Annotated in this window: 20 protein-coding genes and 2 tRNA genes; 4 read left to right on the top strand and 18 right to left on the bottom strand. The window is 41.6% G+C overall.

Going from position 1 to position 21624, the window contains the following annotated elements:
- The first annotated feature begins 96 nt into the window (after positions 1–96).
- Positions 97–465 carry a ribosome hibernation-promoting factor, HPF/YfiA family gene (gene hpf / locus C9J40_RS21180; RefSeq protein WP_005371540.1) on the top strand — a complete coding sequence of 123 codons (369 nt, stop codon included), beginning with the start codon at positions 97–99 and terminating at the stop codon, positions 463–465.
- Positions 466–777: 312 nt separating this feature from the next.
- Complete coding sequence (pheA, locus tag C9J40_RS21175) at positions 778–1953, top strand: prephenate dehydratase (RefSeq protein WP_107208711.1); 1176 nt, start codon at positions 778–780, stop codon at positions 1951–1953.
- Between the two features lie 94 nt (positions 1954–2047).
- Here the strand turns inward: pheA and tyrA are convergent, their stop codons facing one another.
- The 8 genes from tyrA to ffh form a co-directional block, all read right to left on the bottom strand.
- Positions 2048–3178 (bottom strand): bifunctional chorismate mutase/prephenate dehydrogenase, encoded by a 1131-nt coding sequence (gene tyrA / locus C9J40_RS21170; protein WP_107208710.1) that lies wholly within the window; start codon positions 3176–3178, stop codon positions 2048–2050.
- A 19-nt stretch (positions 3179–3197) separates the two neighbouring features.
- Positions 3198–4268 carry a 3-deoxy-7-phosphoheptulonate synthase gene (locus tag C9J40_RS21165; RefSeq protein WP_107208709.1) on the bottom strand — a complete coding sequence of 357 codons (1071 nt, stop codon included), beginning with the start codon at positions 4266–4268 and terminating at the stop codon, positions 3198–3200.
- 248 nt (positions 4269–4516) lie between these two features.
- Positions 4517–4897, bottom strand: coding sequence for a DUF2799 domain-containing protein (locus C9J40_RS21160; RefSeq protein ID WP_107208708.1), 381 nt, complete (start codon positions 4895–4897; stop codon positions 4517–4519).
- Between the two features lie 281 nt (positions 4898–5178).
- Complete coding sequence (gene rplS, locus C9J40_RS21155; RefSeq protein WP_005371532.1) at positions 5179–5529, bottom strand: 50S ribosomal protein L19; 351 nt, start codon at positions 5527–5529, stop codon at positions 5179–5181.
- Positions 5530–5566: 37 nt separating this feature from the next.
- On the bottom strand, positions 5567–6313 hold the full coding sequence (trmD, locus tag C9J40_RS21150) for a tRNA (guanosine(37)-N1)-methyltransferase TrmD (RefSeq protein ID WP_107208707.1): 747 nt from the start codon (positions 6311–6313) through the stop codon (positions 5567–5569).
- Between the two features lie 23 nt (positions 6314–6336).
- Positions 6337–6870, bottom strand: a complete 534-nt coding sequence (gene rimM, locus C9J40_RS21145; protein ID WP_005371530.1) for a ribosome maturation factor RimM — start codon at positions 6868–6870, stop codon at positions 6337–6339.
- A gap of 27 nt (positions 6871–6897) precedes the next feature.
- Positions 6898–7146: a 30S ribosomal protein S16 gene (gene rpsP / locus C9J40_RS21140; protein ID WP_005371529.1), complete on the bottom strand. Its 249-nt coding sequence runs from the start codon at positions 7144–7146 to the stop codon at positions 6898–6900.
- A gap of 171 nt (positions 7147–7317) precedes the next feature.
- Positions 7318–8685 carry a signal recognition particle protein gene (gene ffh, locus C9J40_RS21135; RefSeq protein ID WP_005371527.1) on the bottom strand — a complete coding sequence of 456 codons (1368 nt, stop codon included), beginning with the start codon at positions 8683–8685 and terminating at the stop codon, positions 7318–7320.
- Between the two features lie 208 nt (positions 8686–8893).
- Between ffh and C9J40_RS21130 the strand changes: the two genes are divergently transcribed.
- On the top strand, positions 8894–9691 hold the full coding sequence (locus tag C9J40_RS21130) for an inner membrane protein YpjD (RefSeq protein ID WP_107208706.1): 798 nt from the start codon (positions 8894–8896) through the stop codon (positions 9689–9691).
- A 111-nt stretch (positions 9692–9802) separates the two neighbouring features.
- Entirely contained in the window at positions 9803–11068 is a 1266-nt protein-coding gene (locus C9J40_RS21125; RefSeq protein WP_107208705.1) for an HlyC/CorC family transporter, read from the top strand.
- A 60-nt stretch (positions 11069–11128) separates the two neighbouring features.
- On the opposite strand, the gene luxS is transcribed toward C9J40_RS21125, so the two are convergent.
- From luxS to C9J40_RS21075, 10 genes are all read right to left on the bottom strand, one after another.
- On the bottom strand, positions 11129–11647 hold the full coding sequence (gene luxS, locus C9J40_RS21120) for an S-ribosylhomocysteine lyase (protein ID WP_107247907.1): 519 nt from the start codon (positions 11645–11647) through the stop codon (positions 11129–11131).
- 77 nt (positions 11648–11724) lie between these two features.
- Entirely contained in the window at positions 11725–12333 is a 609-nt protein-coding gene (locus tag C9J40_RS21115) for a hypothetical protein (RefSeq protein WP_045084408.1), read from the bottom strand.
- Between the two features lie 195 nt (positions 12334–12528).
- Complete coding sequence (gene gshA, locus C9J40_RS21110; protein ID WP_107247906.1) at positions 12529–14103, bottom strand: glutamate--cysteine ligase; 1575 nt, start codon at positions 14101–14103, stop codon at positions 12529–12531.
- A gap of 149 nt (positions 14104–14252) precedes the next feature.
- Entirely contained in the window at positions 14253–17102 is a 2850-nt protein-coding gene (locus C9J40_RS21105) for a pitrilysin family protein (protein WP_107247905.1), read from the bottom strand.
- 11 nt (positions 17103–17113) lie between these two features.
- On the bottom strand, positions 17114–17560 hold the full coding sequence (locus C9J40_RS21100) for a YqaA family protein (RefSeq protein WP_045153637.1): 447 nt from the start codon (positions 17558–17560) through the stop codon (positions 17114–17116).
- Positions 17561–17690: 130 nt separating this feature from the next.
- The gene (locus C9J40_RS21095; RefSeq protein WP_107208701.1) at positions 17691–18827 is read right to left on the bottom strand and encodes a sodium ion-translocating decarboxylase subunit beta; all 1137 of its coding nucleotides are present in this window, start codon (positions 18825–18827) and stop codon (positions 17691–17693) included.
- 9 nt (positions 18828–18836) lie between these two features.
- Complete coding sequence (gene oadA / locus C9J40_RS21090; protein WP_107208700.1) at positions 18837–20618, bottom strand: sodium-extruding oxaloacetate decarboxylase subunit alpha; 1782 nt, start codon at positions 20616–20618, stop codon at positions 18837–18839.
- Between the two features lie 56 nt (positions 20619–20674).
- Positions 20675–20929, bottom strand: a complete 255-nt coding sequence (locus C9J40_RS21085; RefSeq protein WP_107208699.1) for an oxaloacetate decarboxylase subunit gamma — start codon at positions 20927–20929, stop codon at positions 20675–20677.
- A 443-nt stretch (positions 20930–21372) separates the two neighbouring features.
- Positions 21373–21449, bottom strand: a tRNA-Arg gene (locus tag C9J40_RS21080).
- 51 nt (positions 21450–21500) lie between these two features.
- Positions 21501–21577: transfer RNA gene (locus C9J40_RS21075), tRNA-Arg, on the bottom strand.
- Between the last annotated feature and the right edge of the window lie 47 nt (positions 21578–21624).

Raw genomic sequence — 21624 nt, 5'->3', positions numbered from 1 at the left:
TTAAAGGCTATAATGTGACGCAGGTCACATTATTAAGTTCTAGATTTAGTAATCTGAATTCAACCCAACGAAGGGTAGCAAACGAGGAAGATAATTATGACATTAGAAATCACTGGTAAAAACATCGATATCACCCCGGCTATCCGTGAGCGTTTTGAATTTAAGTTCAATAAGTTAGAAAAACTTCAGGTGCCGCTAATCAAAAAGCATGTTGTGATTAGCAAAGAGCCAAGCAAGCAATTTAAAGTCGAGGCTGCAGTAAACATTGCTGGAGGACAACTCGTTGCTTCTGCAGAGCATGACGACCTGTTTGGTGCGATTACAGAGCTTTACCAAAAGCTTGACCGACAGTTGAAAAAACAAGCTCACAAACCTAATGCTCGTCGTGCGAGCCATAGTGAAAAGCCAGAAGTGGCTGAAGACGAAGTAGAGCTAGATGAAGTTGAGTTAGACGACGCATACTAGAATATCATAAGGATTTTTAAAACAGCCCCGCTTATGCGGGGCTGTTTGTTTTAAGCAATACTGTTCTGATTATCTCAACATAACAATAGGGATCTTCCCTTATTATTTCCATTCTTAGCACTAGCCACTAATCTACTTGACAATAAATAGTGTGCTGCATAATGTGGCTAAAGATAAAAAATGACCAATTCGCTTATATCATCAAAGCTTATCTATTCATCAACTCTTTCATATCAGTTCACATTAGCATGATATGAAAGGTAAACAACGATATAAGCTATCGCTATACTCGGAAATCAGATAGGGACGCCAATGACCGATACTCGCTATTCTCTCGATGACATTCGTCAAAATGTCAGTCGTATTGATAACGCTTTACTTGAACTACTGGCAGAGCGAAGAGCGCTTAGTTTAGAGGTGGCTAAAAGTAAAATTAGCACCGCAAAACCTGTACGCGATCAAACACGTGAACACGAATTACTTTTAAAACTGATAGAAAGTGGCAAGCGTCATCAATTAGATGCTCAATATGTTACGCAGATCTTCCATACCATAATTGAAGACTCCGTATTATTTCAACAGGCTTACCTACAAAAACTCGCCAACCCAGATAGTGCGAATCCAACTGCTCGTGTCGCTTTTCTTGGTGCTAAAGGCTCATACTCTTACTTAGCTAGCCGAAATTATTTTAGCCGTAAACAAACCGATCTAGTTGAGCTGAGTTGTTCTACTTTTCGCGATATTTTCAATACTGTAGAAACAGGTAATGCTGATTATGGTGTCTTACCAATTGAAAATACCAGCTCAGGCTCAATCAATGAAGTGTATGATTTACTACAACACACAAGTCTTTCTATTGTGGGCGAGATAACCCAACCTATCGAACATTGCCTACTTACAGCTGTCGATACGAAACTTGAACATATTGATACCTTGTATTCTCATCCACAGCCACACCAACAATGTAGCGAGTTCCTTCATAGTATGGGGAGCATAAAACAAGAATATTGTTCAAGTACCGCTGAAGCGATGGAGCAAGTTGCAGAGCTAAAACAACCGAATGTTGCAGCTATTGGTAATGCATCTAGCGGCGAATTGTATGGTTTAACCTCCATTAAATCAGATATTGCCAATCAGCAAGAAAACTTCACCCGCTTTATTGTCGTAGCACGTAAACCTGTTGATGTGACATCCTTGATCCCAGCAAAAACCACTTTAATTATGTCGACAGCACAAAAAGCAGGTTCATTAGTTGAATGTTTACTGGTGCTGAGAAATCTTAATATCAATATGAGTAAGCTGGAATCACGCCCTGTTATTGGCAACCCATGGGAAGAAATGTTCTATGTGGATGTTGAGGTCAATCTTAAATCAGACGTGATGCAACAAGCGCTAGAAGAACTCACCCGCCTAACTCGCTTTATTAAAGTATTAGGCTGTTATCCAAGTGAAAATGTCGCGCCAACAGAAGTTGAGCTCCTCGACTAAAAAAAGTACGAATAACAAAAAACCCGTTATGACATTCTCTTTCGAGTAATAATGACATAACGGGCTCTTTTATTTTGAACTATCAGAAAATTAACTACGATTTACGGTGAGTTGAATCGTTCGCCTGCCTAAGCAGTCCCTGGCTCTCTGCTAAAAAATGTTCAGCGTAATCGCCAAACCATCCTGATACCTGACCAAAGGCTTGTTTAAACGCATCTTTGTCTTGGGCATCTAGCATTTCAATCGCTTCACCAAAGCGCTGATGGAAACGTTTGATCATCGCAATATTCTGTGGTGCCGACATAATAATGTCACCGTACAATTGCGCATCTTGAGCAAATAGACGCCCAACCATCGCGAGTTCTAAGCGATAGATTGGTGAGCTTAACGACATTAACTGCTCTAGCTTAGGATCTTCTTCTGCAAGATGAACACCGTAAACAAACGACGTAAAGTGACGTAATGCTTGGATCAAAGTCATCCCCTGATCGTGCTCAATCGCACTAATACGATTTAGCGTTGCGCCCCAAATTTGAAACTGCTCCAACAGCCATTGGTAGCTTTCTGGATTTCGCCCATCACAGTACACAATCACCTGCTTTGCCAGACTTGGAATATCAGGACCAAACATTGGGTGTAACCCAACTACAGGGCCTTTATGCACTTCTAACATCGCTTGTAATGGACCACTTTTAATCGATGTTAAGTCAGCAAGTAAACAGTCTTTAGGTAAATTATCGAGTTTCGCAATCACCATCTCTGTTAAATGGATAGGAACAGAAACAACGACCATACCTGCATCATGCAATATTTCATCGGCACGATCCCAATCTTGGCTACCTAATGTTTTAACTTGGTAACCCGACAGTTCAAACAGACGACAAAACAATTTACCTAACTGTCCATGGCCACCAACAATAACAATTGGTCGCAATTGTGGATTTAAACATTTAAAACCAGAATCGTTTTCACTCGAATAAGATTCACGCATCGTTCGACGAAGTACATCTTCGATAAGATCCGCAGGGACCCCTTGACGTTCCGCCTCTTCGCGACGAGATGCCAACATTGCCGCTTCACGATCTGGGGCATAGATCGGTAAGCCATGCTGACTTTTAACGACGCCGACCTGCTCAACTAACGCGAGTCGTTGAGCCAATAACTCAACCATTTGACGATCTACATCATCAATTTGATCTCTTAATTTGCTTAACTCAGCAACCATGATTTCTTTTTATCCGTAATTATTTAATTCGATCTTGTAAGAACGGCACCAATTCCTTATGTGCCTGACGCAATAATTTCTCGGTGGTGTCCCAACTAATACATGCATCAGTTATCGATACGCCGTACTTCATTTCATCTCGAGGAAGATCGGCACTCTGGTTCCCTTCATCAAGATGGCTTTCGATCATCAACCCTATAATAGACTGATTTCCTTCTCGGATCTGATGAATTACATCTTCAGCTACCAAAGGTTGGCGACGATAATCTTTACGAGAATTAGCATGGCTACAGTCTACCATTAAGGCTGGTGAAAGACCTGATCCGACCATCTCGTTTTCACACTCTCTAACTGACACTGAATCGTAATTAGTTTGCTTACCACCACGTAAAATAACATGACCGTCAGGGTTACCTTCCGTATTTAGCAGTGCAACTTGTCCATCAGGGTTAATTCCCATAAATTTATGACCTGACGCTGCCGCTTGCATCGCATTAATCGCTGTTGCCAGGCTACCATCAGTACCATTTTTAAAGCCTACTGGCATTGATAGCCCACTTGCCATTTCACGGTGGGTTTGTGATTCCGTCGTACGTGCACCAATGGCTGCCCAACTAAATAAATCACCTAAATATTGCGGACTAATCGGATCAAGTGCTTCGGTCGCTAAAGGAATGCCCTCTTCAACTAAGTCAATTAATAGCTGACGGCCAATATGCAAACCTTCTTCAACAGCAAATGAACCATTAATGTACGGGTCGTTAATTAAGCCTTTCCATCCAACTGTAGTGCGTGGTTTTTCAAAATAGACTCGCATCACAATATAGAGTTGATCGCTAAGCTCTTCTGCCAACTGCTTTAACTTCTGCCCATAAGCTTTTGCTTGCTCAACATCATGAATCGAACAAGGTCCACACACGACCAATAAACGATGATCGCGCTTATGAATAATATCGGCGATGGTTTGACGTGATTGCTCCACAAAAGACAACGCTTGTTTAGAGGCAGATAAGTCTTGTTTCAACTTTGCTGGCGTAATGAGAACAGATTCATCTTCGATATGAACGTTATTGAGTTGGTCTTTTTGCATAGTGGCATCCTTGTCATTGATTCGTTAGCGCGAAACACAATCCCTGTTTCGTTATCACTATATCCATTAGTAACATTGTGCCAACAAACATAACAAGTCTTGATGACCTATTGCAATAGTGGTGTAAATAAAAAACACCACCTGTAAATAAATATTTACAGGTGGTGTTTTGTATAAGAAAAACACTTTTATCGCTAGCTTAAACGTTATTTAAAATAATAATAGTTGCTTTAAATGAGCGTATTTACTTAAAAGCGTGGCTCCATTGTCCCATAGCGTTCAAACCCTTGCTGCCATTTAGCTTTAAAAAGTGGGACCTCACGACGATATTCACAAATTCCCCAATTCACTTTTCCTTGCTCACCTAGCTGCAATACATGTTCAATAGAGCAGTAATTATCACGACCTTTATTATAACCTTGCAGATACTCTTGATGATTAGGTGTTTCCATCGCGTCATATTTATCTGAGATTTTATCAAGTTGTGTAGTTGTTAGCGCAATTCGACCACCAGCACCGTCATAGAAACCGAGCTGTTCAAAGTTTCCTTTGCTGATTAAAGAGGACTGTGTGACACAGCCAGATAGAAGCACAACAGAAGAGAGAGTCAAAAGAGGAAGTACTTTCATAACTTTTCCTTGGTTATCAAATCGAGGAGTTTTGAGAAGCAAAAAAACGTAGTGTTATTCAGCCTCTAACTCGCTATGAATTTTATACAATATGTTCTCAATCTAACCTAGCATAATAGTGCAAACATTGTACTTAATTAGAGTCTGTTCAGTAAATATACAGCGCTTTTCATCTGTTTAAATACTCATTCACCCTAAAGCTACCCAATTGATAATTTACAGATATAAAAAAGCCCACCTTTCGGTGGGCTTTTCGATTAAACGTCAAGCGTTTAAAGCTATTACTTAGATAGCTTCTCACGGATACGTGCTGATTTACCAGAACGCTCACGTAGGTAGTACAACTTGGCACGACGTACTGCACCACGACGTTTAACAGTAATGCTGTCAACTACTGGAGAGTGAGTTTGGAACGCACGCTCAACACCTTCACCGTTCGAAATTTTACGAACAGTAAATGCAGAATGTAGACCACGGTTACGGATTGCGATTACAACGCCTTCAAAAGCCTGTAGACGCTCACGGTCACCTTCTTTTACCTTAACTTGAACAACAACAGTGTCACCTGGTGCGAAAGTCGGTAGGTCTGTTTTTAGTTGCTCTTGCTCAAGAGCTTTAATGATGTTACTCATTTGGTATATACCCTAGAATAAACTGATACTAAATTAATTAAATGCTTGCTTTATGTTCACGGATAAATTCCGCTAGCAAGAATTCCTGATCGTCAGTCAGAGCTAGGTTTTCCAGGAGCTCTGGTCTTCTTAGCCATGTACGGCCTAGCGATTGTTTTAATCGCCAGCGACTAATCTCTTTATGATTGCCAGACATTAATACCGAAGGTACTTCCTGCCCGTCCAACAATTCTGGTCTTGTGTAATGAGGACAATCTAGCAAGCCATTTGCAAAAGAATCTTCTTCTGCTGACGCAAAGTCTCCCAGTACGCCCGGAACAAACCGAACAACTGCATCCACCAACGTCATAGCAGGTAGTTCACCACCCGTTAACACAAAATCGCCGATAGACCATTCTTCGTCTACCTCTTGTTGGATAATGCGCTCATCAACCCCTTCATAGCGACCACAAATAAGAATCAGATTCTCATTTTGCGCTAACTCCTCAACACCAGCCTGATCCAGCTTACGGCCCTGAGGGGAAAGGTAGATTACTTTAGCCTTACCTTTTGCAGACTGTTTGGCAGTGTGAATGGCATCGCGCAAAGGCTGTACCATCATCAACATACCCGGTCCACCACCGTATGGTCGATCATCTACCGTACGATGTTTGTCGAGCGTAAAATCACGAGGATTCCACGTATCAACAGTCAAAAGGCCTTTTTTTACCGCCTGGCCTGTTACCCCAAAATTGGTAATGGAAGAGAACATTTCAGGAAAAAGGCTGATTACACCAACCCACATGTTACTCACCTTATTACCGGAGGTTAAAACTCAGGATCCCAGTCAACTTCGATCCGCTGAGCAGTGCGATCAATCAACTTGATGACCTGCTCATCGAGGAACGGAATTAATCGTTCCTTCTGCCCGAAAGCATCTTTTAAATTCGCCTTAACAACTAACACGTCGTTTGAACCTGTTTCCAGGATGTCTGTCACCTTACCTAGGTCGTAACCTTCGGTAGTGAATACAGACATACCAAACAACTCACGCCAGTAGAATTCTTCATCTGACAATGCTGGTAATTGCTCAGCCAATACAGCGACTTCAGCGTTAGTGAAAACTTGGGCATCCTCGCGGATATCCATACCTTCTAGCTTAGCCACCAGACCTTGGCCATGGCGTTTCCATGATTCAACATGGATCTCTTTCCACTCACCTTTAACTTTAATAAGCCAAGGGGTGTAAGAGAAAATGCTTTCAGATTGTTCGGTGTAGGAAAAAACTTTGAGCCAACCCTTGATACCGTAGGTGGCACCCAGTTTACCGACAATAATGTGGTCTTGGTTTTTATTGCTCATCGTTTCTCTTCTACCTTAATAATCAAATTAAGCTGCTTTCGCTGCATCTTTGATTAGTTTTGCTGCGCGGTCAGTCACAGAAGCGCCTTGACCTACCCAGTGGTTTACGCGATCTAGGTCTAAACGTAGACGCTCTTCTTGACCCTTAGCTAGTGGGTTGAAGAAACCGATTTGCTCGATGTTACGACCGTCACGTGAACAACGTGAGTCAGCAACAACGATTTGATAGAATGGACGCTTCTTAGCGCCGTGACGTGCCAAACGAATGGTTACCATATCGTCCTCTTTGCATTACTGTAAATTAAATTGGCCCCGCTTAAAAAACGGGGCCCGTGCCAAAATAAAGCCTCGGAATTTTACTCTTTAGAACGACGAATGCAACTGCTTTAGTTACTTTTTCGCCAGTAAAATAACCAATCGACTTTAAAATCTTTTAAAATTATGGGATTAGCGTCCAGGGAACATTCCGCCACCAGGCATCATACCCTTCATTTGGCGCATCATATTCTTCATTCCACCCTTTTGCATTTTCTTCATCATCTTCTGCATTTGGGTAAATTGCTTCAATAAACGGTTCACATCTTGTACTTGTGTACCTGAACCTGCAGCAATACGCTTTTTACGTGAACCTTTGATAAGTTCAGGATGCGCACGCTCACCTTTGGTCATTGAATTAATGATAGCTTCCATTTGAACGAACACTTTATCGTCCACTTTATCTTTCACATCAGACGGTAGTTGTGACATACCCGGAAGCTTATCAAGCATTCCCATCATACCGCCCATGTTTTTCATTTGTTGAAGCTGGCTACGGAAGTCTTCTAAATCGAAGCCTTTTTTGTCTTTGAATTTCTTCGCCAGTTTTTCCGCTTCTTGCTTATCAACGTTACGTTCTAAATCTTCGATTAAAGAAAGAACGTCACCCATACCTAAGATACGAGAAGCAACACGGTTTGGATGGAACGGCTCTAGTGCGTCAGTTTTTTCACCAACACCTAAAAATTTAATTGGCTTACCAGTAATATGACGTACTGATAACGCAGCACCACCACGGGCATCACCATCCACCTTGGTTAAGATCACACCCGTTAGTGGCAATGCATCATTAAAGGCTTTAGCTGTGTTTGCCGCATCTTGACCTGTCATGGCATCAACCACGAACAATGTCTCAACAGGATTTAATGTTTTATGGACGTCTTTAATTTCATCCATCATCTCTTCATCAACGTGAAGACGACCCGCTGTATCGACAATCACCACATCGTAGAATTTAAGCTTACCGTGCTCAAGCGCCGCTTTTGCGATCTCGACAGGTTTCTGCTCTACGTTTGATGGGAAGAAATCAATACCAACATCACCCGCTAGCGTCTCAAGCTGCTTGATTGCCGCTGGACGGTATACGTCGGCAGAAACAACCAATACTTTTTTACTATCACGCTCTTTTAATAGCTTACCTAATTTACCGACGCTGGTTGTTTTACCTGCACCTTGTAAACCTGCCATTAAAATAACTGCTGGCGGTTGGCAACTTAAATCCAAGCCTTCGTTTTCTTCACCCATCACCGCTTCAAGTTCAGCTTGAACGATTTTGATGAATTCTTGACCTGGCGTTAAACTTTTTGATACTTCAGTACCAACAGCGCGCTCTTTTACACGCTTAACGAATTCACGAACAACGGGCAGCGCAACATCAGCCTCGAGTAATGCCATGCGCACTTCACGCAAAGTATCCTTGATGTTGTCATCCGTAAGGCGACCACGGCCGCTGACATTTTTAAGCGTTCGCGATAAACGCTCGGTTAAATTTTCGAACATGTGGTGCTACTCGCTCGTTACGCAACTCAATTAAAATTGCAAAATCACTAAAATTGGTACAAGTATACCGTAAAAAAACCTTCGTTTTCATGTAATCCTCTGTCACTTTTAGGTATTACGTTGGCGGTGAAGGTTTGAGCAAGGTATAATTGCATCTCTAAAACCTTATAAAATAGCCATTAGTTACTACGGAGCTATCTCATTTATTATGGATATGTTACTTGCTATTCCAGCAGTTGGCTTTTATCTCATTGCACTGTTGCTGGTTATTCCAGGACTTGCTAACAATAACGGCATAAAAGTTACCCCTGTTTTTGCCGCAGCCTGTATGGCAATTATTTTTCATATCCTACTGCTTAAAGATCTTATCTTTGCAGGTGCAGGACAAAACCTCAGTATTCTTAACGTTGCTTCGTTAATCAGCGTAATTATTGCCTGCTTGACTACAGTAGCAATGTTAAAAATGCGGATTTGGTTTTTATTGCCCGTCATATACAGTTTTGCTGCTATTAATTTAGCGGCTTCAGCTTTATTGCCCGGTGCTTTTATTACCCATTTAGAAGCACATCCGCAAGTATTACTGCATATTTCTCTTGCTTTGTTCTCATATTCAACCCTTACAATTGCGAGCCTATATGCTATTCAATTAGCATGGCTTGATCATAAGCTTAAACATAAAAAGAGCTTAGCAATGAACCCTAATATTCCTCCATTAATGATGGTTGAACGCCAACTTTTCAAGATCATTATTGTTGGATATGCGTTATTAACCGTAACCTTGCTCACAGGCTATCTATTTATTAACGATATCATAGCTCAAGGTAAAACCCATAAAGCGATACTATCATTATTAGCTTGGGGTGTTTACAGTGTCTTACTATGGGGACATTACCAAAAAGGTTGGCGTGGACGCAGGGTAATTTGGTTCAGTCTCGTTGGTGCATTTCTACTCACCCTAGCTTACTTTGGGAGCCGATTCGTGAAAGAAATCATCATTGGCATGTAATTACTATTACCCATCATATCTTATATAGAATATTTCTATAATTACAATACTTATAATTTTGCCCTCTATACGAGGGTTTTAGCTTGCATAAAACATTAAGGGTTACGACTTTTGGACGAGATCTCCACAGGTGTACTATTCTCTCTACTTATTTTAATGATCGTTCTATCAGCTTATTTCTCCAGCTCAGAAACAGGCATGATGGCACTAAATCGCTACAAACTACGCCACATGGCCAACCAAGGCCATAAAGGAGCTAAACGTGTCGAGAAACTACTGTCTCGTACAGATCGCTTAATTGGCCTAATTCTGATCGGTAATAATTTAGTTAATATTTTAGCATCAGCGATTGCGACTATTCTTGGTATGCGCCTTTATGGCGATGCTGGTGTGGCGATTGCAACAGGTGCACTGACTATTTTAATCCTTGTCTTTGCAGAAGTAACTCCTAAGACGGTAGCTGCGCTCTATCCTGAACGTGTCTCTTATGCCAGCAGCATCATCTTAAACATTTTAATGAAAGTGCTTTACCCATTAGTGTGGTTTGTTAATGGGATCACCAGTGCGTTTCTTTTCATTTTAGGATTAAAGAGCAGTAATAACAGTTCATCTAAATTGAGCTCAGAAGAATTGCGTACCGTTGTTAACGAAGCCGGCGGCTTAATCCCTCGTCGTCACCAAGATATGCTGTTATCGATTCTTGATTTAGAAAATGTCACAGTGGAAGACTTAATGGTACCGCGCAGTGAGATCGCAGCCATTAACGTTAATGATGATTGGAAATCAATAGTCCGCCAACTAAGCCATTCAGCGCATGGTCGTATCGTACTTTACCGTGACAATATTGATGAAGTGGTTGGTATGTTACGTGTACGTGAAGCCTACCGCCTGATGATGGACAAAAACGATTTCAGTAAAGAAAACCTATTACGTGCGGCTGATGAAGTCTATTTCATTCCAGAAGGTACCCCACTGAACACCCAGCTTTTGAAATTCCAACGAAATAAAGAGCGTATTGGTTTGATCGTCGATGAGTACGGTGATATCCAAGGCTTAATCACGGTAGAAGATATTCTTGAAGAAATCGTAGGAGAATTTACAACGTCTATCACACCAACATTAGCAGAAGAGATCACTGCGCAAAGTGACGGTAGCTTGATGATTGAAGGCAGTGCCAACATTCGCGATTTGAATAAGAGCCTAAATTGGAAACTGCCAACTGATGGCCCTAGAACCTTAAATGGTTTGATCTTAGAACACTTAGAATACATTCCAGAAAATCAGGTCAGTATAATTATTGCTGATCATAAAATGGAAATAGTGGAAGTATCCGACAATATGATCAAGTTGATCAAGGTATTACCCGACAATCCGTAATAATACATAAAAAAGCCGACATGATGTCGGCTTTTTATTCTCAGTTGTTTACCCATAGACTTATTTTACTGTTAGCTCTTGTAGCATCGTTTCTGGGAGTGCCAACTCATTATTTAAGTTAACAGAGATCCCTTGCGCTAAGATCGTTTGAGCAATTTGCTTCGCTTCATCTAATGAGTGCATGTCATAGGTTCCACACTGGTATTCATTCAGCTCTGGAATTTGATTTTGTGATTCCACTTTCAACACATCTTCCATTGCCGCTTTCCAGCTTGCAGCAACTACTTCTTCAGTCGGTGTACCGATTAAGCTCATGTAGAAACCAGTGCGACATCCCATCGGCGAGATATCGATGATTTCGACATTATTTGAATTAAGGTGCGCACGCATAAAACCAGCATAAAGATGCTCAAGAGTATGAATTCCACGCTCACTTAAAATATCAACGTTTGGACGACAAAAACGTAAATCAAACACCGTAATGGTATCGCCTTTTGGTGTTTGCATGGTCTTTGCCACACGAACCGCAGGTGCATTCATTTTAGTATGATCAACAGTAAAACTATCGAGTAATGGCATTATTTGCTTCTCCTTGCACGTCAATCCTGACTTATTCAATTATTGGTACTTTCTCTGTATTCGCAACTTGTTACAGTTTAAAACCACCAGCTTCTATTACTTTCTAATTCTTTTCGGCACTGCTTTAACTGCCAACCATAATTCTTTGATTGCTGCTCTACTTTACGCGCAACCTTGGTTAGCCATGGCTTTTTCCAATATGTTCCACGCTTAAACCCACCTCGACCTTCGTGATAAGCCAAGTACTGACGATAAGCATCCCATTTAGAAATCCCTAACTGACGTTGCGTTTCATGGGTATACCAACCAACAAATTGTAATGAATCGCCGAAATCAGTACGTGAACCACCATGACCTGTGTGTTTTTGAAAATCCTCCCATGCAGGATCTTGCGCTTGTGCGTAACCATAAGCACTGCTTACACGTCCCCAAGGAATAAAGCCGAGTACATAGTTTTTCGGTGGCTCAGCATCATGGCGGAAGCTACTTTCTTGTTTAATGATCGCCATCGCCACATTGATAGGCGTCCCCCACTCTTTTTGCATATCAACGGCATCATCATACCAACTCGGATATTGTCGAAAAATATTACAAATATTTGATTGGTCTCGTGGTGGCGCAGAAGCACACCCTGAAACAATGAGGGTTATTCCAAACAACAAAAATAAACGAAGAGATCGCTGCATATATCACTCACATTCCATTAAAGACGTTTACCAAGTAATACATTATATAGGGATAGAGGTTAACAGTAGCTAAAGAAGAGGTTTCATCATCCATGTAAAATGTATCTATCAATAAAAACTAAAAATAATAAGCTGGAACCATCCGGCTCCCAGCTTTTATTTGTTTGAAAGAAGACACTCTTTTGTTGTTACTCTTTACATGCCAACATGAATATCGGCAAAGTAATTATCGAGATAATCATCAAATGATACGGTGTCATCATGTTCGATCTGTTGCTGTTTTTCTACCGAATGATGTGCTTCTTGTTCAAATGTATTGGCATCATAAAAACGGAATTTTTGTGCTTTTAAGCTTTCTGCATGTTGCGCTGCTAACTTATAGCCAAGATTACCAATACCTTGGTCCGCTTTAATTTGCTCAAGCAATTGCGCTGATAGCGTACGTTCAGGATGATGGATCCAACCTAATAAACGCTCGCATGTTTGTTGGTAAAGAGTATTACCGTTTAGCTCATCAATAGTTTTCGCGACTTGCTCCAATTCAGCAAAGACACGCGCCCCCCAATCTTTCAAGCTTAAACGCTCACCAGCACAGCCGATCTTAAGCATCAATTCTGGGTTACGACCGTCAACCACAACACGGTTCCAGTTATCACGCCAACAAGCAAGCTCACTATCATCCATATCAGCAGATGGTGTTAATACCGCCCACGTTAGGAATAAATCAAGGAAACGTACCTGATCTTCACTGATACCAATCGGGCTAAATGGGTTTACATCTAACGAACGAACTTCGATATACTCAACACCACCACGCTTTAGTGCTTCTGACGGCTTTTCACCACTTTTCGTTACTCGTTTAGCGCGAATTGGCGCATAAAGCTCATTTTCAATTTGTAGTACATTGCTGTTTAGCTGACGACGTTCACCATTAACAACCACACCAATGTCAGCAAACTCTTTTGACGGAGTATGAATCGCTTTATTTAAGCCTTCTAGGTACTGTTCAAGGCTATTAAAACCAATTTTCAGCGAGCTTTGCGCATTATTGGTGTAGCCTAAATCACTTAAACGTAATGCTGTTGCATTCTCTAAGTAATAGGTACCTGTACCCACTTTGCTAAATGATTCCTTCACTTTGTCGTCTTTAATAAAAGAGCCACAAAGTGCAGGAGACGCCCCAAATAAATAAGGAATTAACCAACCGAAACGATAGTAATTACGGATCAAACCAAAGTATGCATCCGACACCGATGCTTGACGTTGCTCTAGTGTTTGCTCACCCAATAAACCATCCCAAAAACTATCTGAAAATGAGAAGTTAAAGTGAACACCGGAGATGATCTGCATTACGCTACCATAGCGATGCTTTAAACCTTCGCGGTAAAGCGTTTTCATTCGTCCGGTATTCGATGAACCGTATTGCGCTAAGGTAATGTCATCTTGTGAGCCAACAAAGCATGGCATCGACATTGGCCATAAACGCTCACCATCCATTTTACTTAAGGCAAATTTATGGATATCTTCAAGTTGCCATAACAACTGATCAACGTCGGTTGATACTGGTGTAATAAATTCCAACAATGATTCGGCAAAATCAGTTGTGATCCACTTATTGGTTAGCGCAGAGCCTAATGCCACGGGATGAGGTTGTTGGGATAAATGCCTGTCAGCAGTAATTCGAAGTGACTCTCGTTCAAGTCCACGCCCAAACTGGGTTAATGCATCAGCATGAGTAGAAAGCTGCTGTAACCTCTGTGAAAAATCCATCAAGGCTATTCTCGTTTTAATCTAATTTAAGGAAAACAGAGTAATCATTATTGCATCTGATTACCATCATTTATATCAGCAAAACTTGCGAAAGACTTTTACTAAGCAGTAACAACTAGCACTCGGTACTAGCTGTTACTGAGTACCTGTTACTTCGTTAATGTAAGCAAATGAACAGGTAAGTCTAACGCTTTCAATTGTGGCTCCAATGTCTTCGCATCACCCACCACAATAATTTGATAATCTTTCGGGTTAAACCATTTCTGCGCTAATTTATCCATTGTCGTTTTAGTAATAGTATCGACAATATGGTTTCGCTGAGCGACAAAATCCTTTGGTAAATCATAAGCTAAGATATTACCTAACAATGATGCTTTTTGACTTGGCGTCTCATAACTAAGAGCATCTTTCTGACCCACAGCTAAGCGCATAAAGTTAACCTCTTTATCGGTTAATCCTGATGTGCTCATTTTCTTTAGTTCGGCGAGAAACTCTTTTATAGAGGCAACCGTCGCATCGGCTCTAACTTGAGCATAATAAACTCCCACACCCACTTCTTTTCCGCCACTGAAATAGCCTCCCGCGCCATAGGTAAAGCCTTTATCTTCACGTAGATTCATGTTGATACGGCTATTAAAGTTACCCGCTAAATTAAAGTTAGCCAATTGGGTTTTAAATAGCTCACCGGTGGCATCAAATGGCATCCCTTGACGTACTAAACGGATCACCGTTTGTGGAGCATCAGGCTTATTCACTAACCAAATTGCTTGCTGCTTTAATACAGGTAGAACTTGTGGTGCAATACTTGGCGCAGGTTCTCCTTGCCATTGTCCGATAGGCGCTAACGCTTGTACTAGTTTCGCTTGTGTTATATCACCCACCACTACCGCATCAGCACTGTTAGGAGTGTAATAACGATGATAGAAGTCTTTTACATCTTGCAGGGTAATATGGCTCAACGTTTGCTTAGTACCATCCGTTGGACGCCCAAACACAGTACCTTTAAATAAGACTTCTCGTGTTGCTTGCCCCGCTAACCAATCCGCACTTTGATGCTCATAAACAATACCTTCAATCATCTGCTTTTTAAGACGCTTAAAATCACTTTCTTTAAAGGCGGGATGGAAAAGACGTTGCTCTAATAACGCCATCGTTTCAGGTAAGTTCTTCGTTAGCGTACTGAGTGAAATCGTGGTGCCATATAATCCAGCATGTACTGAAATATTACTGCCAAGAGTATCTAACTTAGATGCCATTTGCTCTGCGGTATATTTCTCAGAGCCTTCATTCATCATCGCAGCCGTCAACTCAGCTAAACCTTCTTTACTTGCAGGATCTAAACGACGCCCTGCAGGTACGGTTAACTGTAAGCTGATCGTTGGAGTTTCTTGGGACTGGGTACCAACCACTTTGATCCCATTCGCAAGGCTGAACTCATACAGTGTGGGCATGACGACTTTCACTGGTTTTGAAGCCTTTGGCATCACTGAACGATCAAAATTATCTTTAACCGTACGGTAAGCTAAATCTTGATCATTGATCTTGGTATTTTTAGGTAACACACGTGGCGCAGGCGCATAATTGGGTTTCGCTGCCTGCAGTTGTAATTCACCATGTGGAACAACACTGAGCGTAACACTCGGGTGTTGATAAATATACTGGTTATACGCACGCATTACGCTTTGCGTATTTACTTTATCAAGATTCGCTAGTTCCGTTGCAATGTAGTTAGGATTACCAAAGAAAGTCTGATAAGCCGCAAGTTGCGACACTTTACCACTGACACTTTGTAAGCCATAAATCGCACTCGCTTCAACCGAGCCTTTAATTTCATCCAGTTGGGCTTTCTTGATCCCTTGTAGCTCAATGCCGTTAACGACAGACATCACTTCTTTACGTAATGTGTCTAGGTGACCTTTATCACCACTTGGTGCCATCGCATACACATACATGCTACAAGCAAGCTCTGCACAATCTTGGAATGCGCCTGCATCAACAGCTTTACCTGTTTTCACCAGCTTTTGATAGAGTAAGCTATTCGTGCCACTTCCAATCACTTGGCCTAACATATCCAATGATGGTTGTTCTGCTGCACCTAAATACGCTGTCGGCCAGGCCATCATTAACATGGGCTGCTTAATATTATCTTGCAGTGTAATGTAACGATCAGACGGCAATGTCACAGGCTGCTTCGGTGCATCCTTTACTTCAGGACCTCGTGGAATAGAGCCAAAGTATTTATTCACCCATTCCAATGTCTGCGCTTTATTAATATCACCACCAATGGTTAACGTCGCATTGTTTGGCCCGTACCAACGCAGGAAGAAAGCTTTAAGATCGTTAACATCAACACGATCTAAATCTTCTACATAGCCAATGGTTTGCCATGAATATGGATGGCTACGAGGGTATAATGCTTCCGCCATTTTTTCATAAATCAAACCATACGGACGATTTTCAAAGTTTTGTGCACGCTCATTTTTCACTGTATCACGCTGAATTTCAAACTTACGCTGAGATACCGCATCAAGTAAAAAGCCCATACGGTCAGACTCAAGCCACAAGGCTTTCTCTAATTGATTGGCTGGGACTGTTTCAAAATAATTCGTGCGATCACGGTTAGTACTGCCATTTAAATTACCGCCCGCTTCTGTGATCAATTTGAAATGCTGTTGATCACCAACATGCTTAGAGCCTTGAAACATCATGTGCTCAAAAAAGTGCGCAAAACCTGATTTACCTTGTTGCTCTCGCGCAGAGCCCACATGGTAAGTCACATCCACATTCACTAACGGATCAGAGTGATCCGGCGATAAAATAACAGTCAACCCATTAGCCAAACGGTATTTACTATAAGGGATCACAGCTTTCCCTTGTACCGCTTTAACTTGCTCAATAAACGTTACCCCTTTTGGTAACACTTGGGTAGTCTGCTGTTCAGTAAATTGAGTACAACCTGTCAATGACACGACGGCTGCACTCAGGATCCATTTTTTCACGCTCGAATTCCTTAAAACGATAATGCAGGGAAAAGTCCCAATACGATTGCAGCTAATGCGATATAACGTAATGTTTTACCAATTAAAATGACTACTGCACACCACCAAAATCGCATCCGTAGCCAACCTGCCGCTAAACATAAGGGATCACCAATAATTGGCATCCAACTAAGTAACAAACTCCAGTAGCCGTATTTTTTTAGCCACAATAACGCTTTATGACTCTGTTTTTGCTCTGAAGTTTTATCTGGTAGTAAAAGTCCTAACCAATAATTAGTTAATCCACCTAAGGTATTACCTATCGCAACGACCGCTACTATTTGCCATATCGGGTTATCCCCTAATTTGACAGCAGCGATAAGATTCGCTTCAGATCCGCCTGGTAACAATGTGGCACTAAGAAATCCGGTCGCAAATAGAACCCATAAGCCCGTATCCCCGGTAAATAAATCAGTCATGTCTGTCACCTTTTTATTAGGAAGGCAAAGTGTGCCATTTGAAGCGATAACTGAACATATTTTTATATTGTCATTAAATAAAAAAGGCAGCGAAACGCTGCCTTTTTAACTAGGTAGTGAAAGAAATACCTTAACTTCCACCCACCAATGCTAACAAGATGCCTGCAGCTACAGCAGAGCCCAATACACCAGCTACGTTTGGTCCCATTGCATGCATTAATAAGAAGTTTTGAGGGTTTGACTCTAAACCCACCTTATTCACCACACGTGCCGCCATTGGAACGGCAGATACACCTGCTGCACCAATTAATGGGTTAATTGGCTCTTTACTAAAACGGTTAAGCGCTTTTGCCATTAATACACCACCACCAGTACCAACACTAAATGCAACCGCGCCCAGTACCAAAATACCTAATGTTTCGATTTGTAGGAATGTTGCAGCTTCAAGCTTCGAACCAACACCTAAACCTAGCATAATTGTCACGATGTTGATCAACTCGTTTTGTACTGTATTTGATAAGCGATCCACAACACCAGATTCACGCATTAAGTTACCTAAACAGAACATACCGACTAATGGGGTTGCTGATGGTAAGAACAAAATCGTCATCAACAGTACAGCTAATGGGAACAATACTTTTTCCATCTTCGTCACGTGACGAAGCTGCTGCATCTGAATTTGACGCTCTTCAGGTGTCGTCAGTGCTTTCATAATTGGTGGCTGAATAATTGGTACTAAAGCCATGTAACTGTAAGCTGCCACCGCAATCGCACCAAGTAAATCAGGAGACAATCGGCTTGCTAAGAAAATAGCCGTTGGGCCATCAGCACCACCAATAATCGCAATTGACGAAGCATCTGCTAGCGAAAATTCCATTCCCGGTACAACGTTAAGTAAAATAGCGCCAAATAAGGTAAAGAAAATACCAAACTGCGCCGCTGCTCCTAATAACAAGGTTTTAGGGTTTGCAATCAGCGCGCCAAAGTCGGTCATTGCACCTACACCCATAAAGATTAATAGCGGGAAAATACCCGTTTCAATCCCTACGTAATAGATGTAATAAAGCAAACCACCAGGATCAGTAAACCCAGCATTCGGGATATTGGCAAGAATGGCACCAAAGCCCATAGGCAGTAATAATAATGGCTCAAAGCCTTTACGAATGGCCAAGAACAACAAACCACAACCAACCACGATCATCACGATCTGACCGAATTCAAAGTTTGCAATCCCAGTTTCGGACCAGAGTTTTAATAAACCTTCCATGGTTACCTCTTATGACAAACTAATGATCGGCGAACCGACAGTGACGGAATCACCTTCTTTAACATGTAACTGATCAACCACACCACTACGTGCGGCACGTACTTCGGTTTCCATCTTCATCGCTTCTAAGATCACAAGAACATCACCTTCTGTTACTTGATGACCTGGCTGAACATTGATCTTAAAGATATTCCCTGCTAATGGCGCACCAACAGCTTCAGCAGTTGCACTTGGAGCTGGTGCGGCAGCAACAGGAGCTGCTGGTTGCTGTGCCACTTCCACAGAAGACAATTCACCGCCTTCAGCAACATCAACGTTATAAACCTGACCATTAACACGTACGCTATAGCTTTCAACCTCAGATGCCGTTTTCGTTTCAGCGGCAGTGGTTACTACTTCTTCACCTGTTGGTGCAGGTTCAAAGGCATCAGGATTATTACGATTTTTAAGGAAGTTAAGTCCAACTTGCGGGAACAATGCATACGTTAATACATCATCAACTTGTTGATCGGCTAACGCAATACCCTCAGCTTTAGCTTTTGCGACAAGATCATCAGTTAAGATAGCTAACTCATCATCAATTAAATCAGCAGGACGACAAGTAATAGGCTCAGCACCCTCAAGTACTTTCGCTTGAAGATCACTATTTACAGCCGCTGGTGCTGCGCCATATTCACCTTTTAGAATACCCGCCGTTTCTTTACTGATGCTCTTATAGCGCTCACCAGTCAGTACATTCAATACAGCCTGAGTACCGACAATTTGTGATGTTGGGGTAACCAGTGGAATAAAGCCAAGATCTTCACGTACACGTGGGATCTCTTCTAACACTTCATCAAAACGATCAGCAGCACCTTGCTCTTTTAGCTGACTTTCCATGTTAGTTAGCATGCCGCCAGGAACTTGTGCTAATAAAATTCGAGCATCAACACCGCGTAAACTACCTTCAAATTTCGCGTACTTCTTACGAACATCTCGGAAATAGCTAGCAATAGGTGCGAACTTTTCTAAATCAAGGTTGGTATCACGTCCTGTACCTTGGAGCATAGCTACCACTGTTTCAGTTGGTGTATGACCGTAAGTTTGGCTCATTGATGAAATCGATGTATCAAGAATATCGAGTCCCGCTTCTACGGCTTTCACTGCTGTCGCTGTAGATAAACCGGTTGTAGCATGGCTGTGTAAAGCTAGCGGAATATCACATGATGCTTTGATACGCTTAATTAACTCTTCCGCTTCATAAGGCTTCAATAAACCTGACATATCTTTGATACATAGCGAGTGACAACCGAGATCTTCTAAACGCTTAGCAAGATCGGTCCATGTATCTAAAGTATGAACCGGACTTGTTGTATAAGAAATAGTACCTTGCGCATGAGCACCAACATCAATCGTCGACTTTACGGCTTTTTCAAAATTACGCACATCATTCATGGCATCAAAAATACGGAAAACATCCATACCATTCGCGTGTGCGCGCTCAACAAACTTCTCTACAACATCATCACCATAATGGCGATAGCCAAGTAAATTTTGTCCACGAAGTAACATCTGCATCGGTGTTTTTGGCATCACTTGCTTTAATGCGCGCAGACGCTCCCAAGGATCTTCACCAAGATAGCGAATGCACGAATCAAATGTTGCACCACCCCATGTTTCTAACGACCAATAACCAACATCATCAAGTTGCGCGGCAATAGGAAGCATATCTTCTAAACGAAGACGGGTAGCAAATAAAGATTGGTGTGCATCACGCAATACAACATCGGTGATAGCTAGAGGCTTGGACATGTTCAAAACTCCTTGTAAGAATAAGTGTCCTTAAATCAAAACTGTGTGCTGTGAAATTAGCTAGTGCTTTTAGCTTGACGATATTGATGAACAGCAGCAGAAATAGCTGCAATGACATCAGGCTTAATACCGTTTTGATTTTGGGTCACTGCCGGCTTGGCAGCTTTAGGCGCTTCAATTTGGTCAGCTGGCGCAAATTTTGCCAACAAATGAACCAAAAAAATAAGGATTGACAGAAAGACAAATACAACGACCATTCCTGTCGCCATAATTACCGCTGCTTGCCACAGCGCATCTCCCAGATCAGTCATCATAAATTCCTTCTAGTTGTGACCGTAGTGTTAACGATTATCACGACAATTGAAAACAAGTCAAATTGATTCACAAAAATTGGTTGTTTTTGCAACATCAGTCTGATTTTTACTCAAATTAAAGCATATTTATCAGCCTTAATTGCAAGATTTCATTACATGCAGACACAATATGAATACAAATACATAAAGATTGCATATATAGAATCAACATACTGAAATGTAATAAAAAAAGGAATTTTAAAAATATCTAGAAAGGATAGCATTCAGCTAAAAAAGAGAAGTTATCGTATCAAATAAGCAGTTAGATACCCTTATTGATACTAAGCAAATAAAATCATTATTATTACTTATTAACAATAATATTATAAAGGCTTAGTAATACTTAGAAATCAGAAAACAACAGATACAAAAAAGCCCAGCAAAAGCTGGGCTTTAAATGATGGTGCGCGCGGGAGGATTCGAACCTCCGACCGCCTGGTTCGTAGCCAGGTACTCTATCCAGCTGAGCTACGCGCGCACTAAATCGGTGTAACAGCAACAAGCCTTGAAGCTTATCACGTTTAAATAATGGTGCGCGCGGGAGGATTCGAACCTCCGACCGCCTGGTTCGTAGCCAGGTACTCTATCCAGCTGAGCTACGCGCGCACTAAATCGGTGTAACAGCAACAAGCATTGAGGCTTATCACTTTTAA

Source organism: Photobacterium sp. GB-72 (assembly GCF_003026095.1).
Lineage (GTDB): Bacteria > Pseudomonadota > Gammaproteobacteria > Enterobacterales > Vibrionaceae > Photobacterium.
Note: the sequence above shows the minus strand (reverse complement) of the source record. Positions and strands in the feature narration are given on the sequence as shown.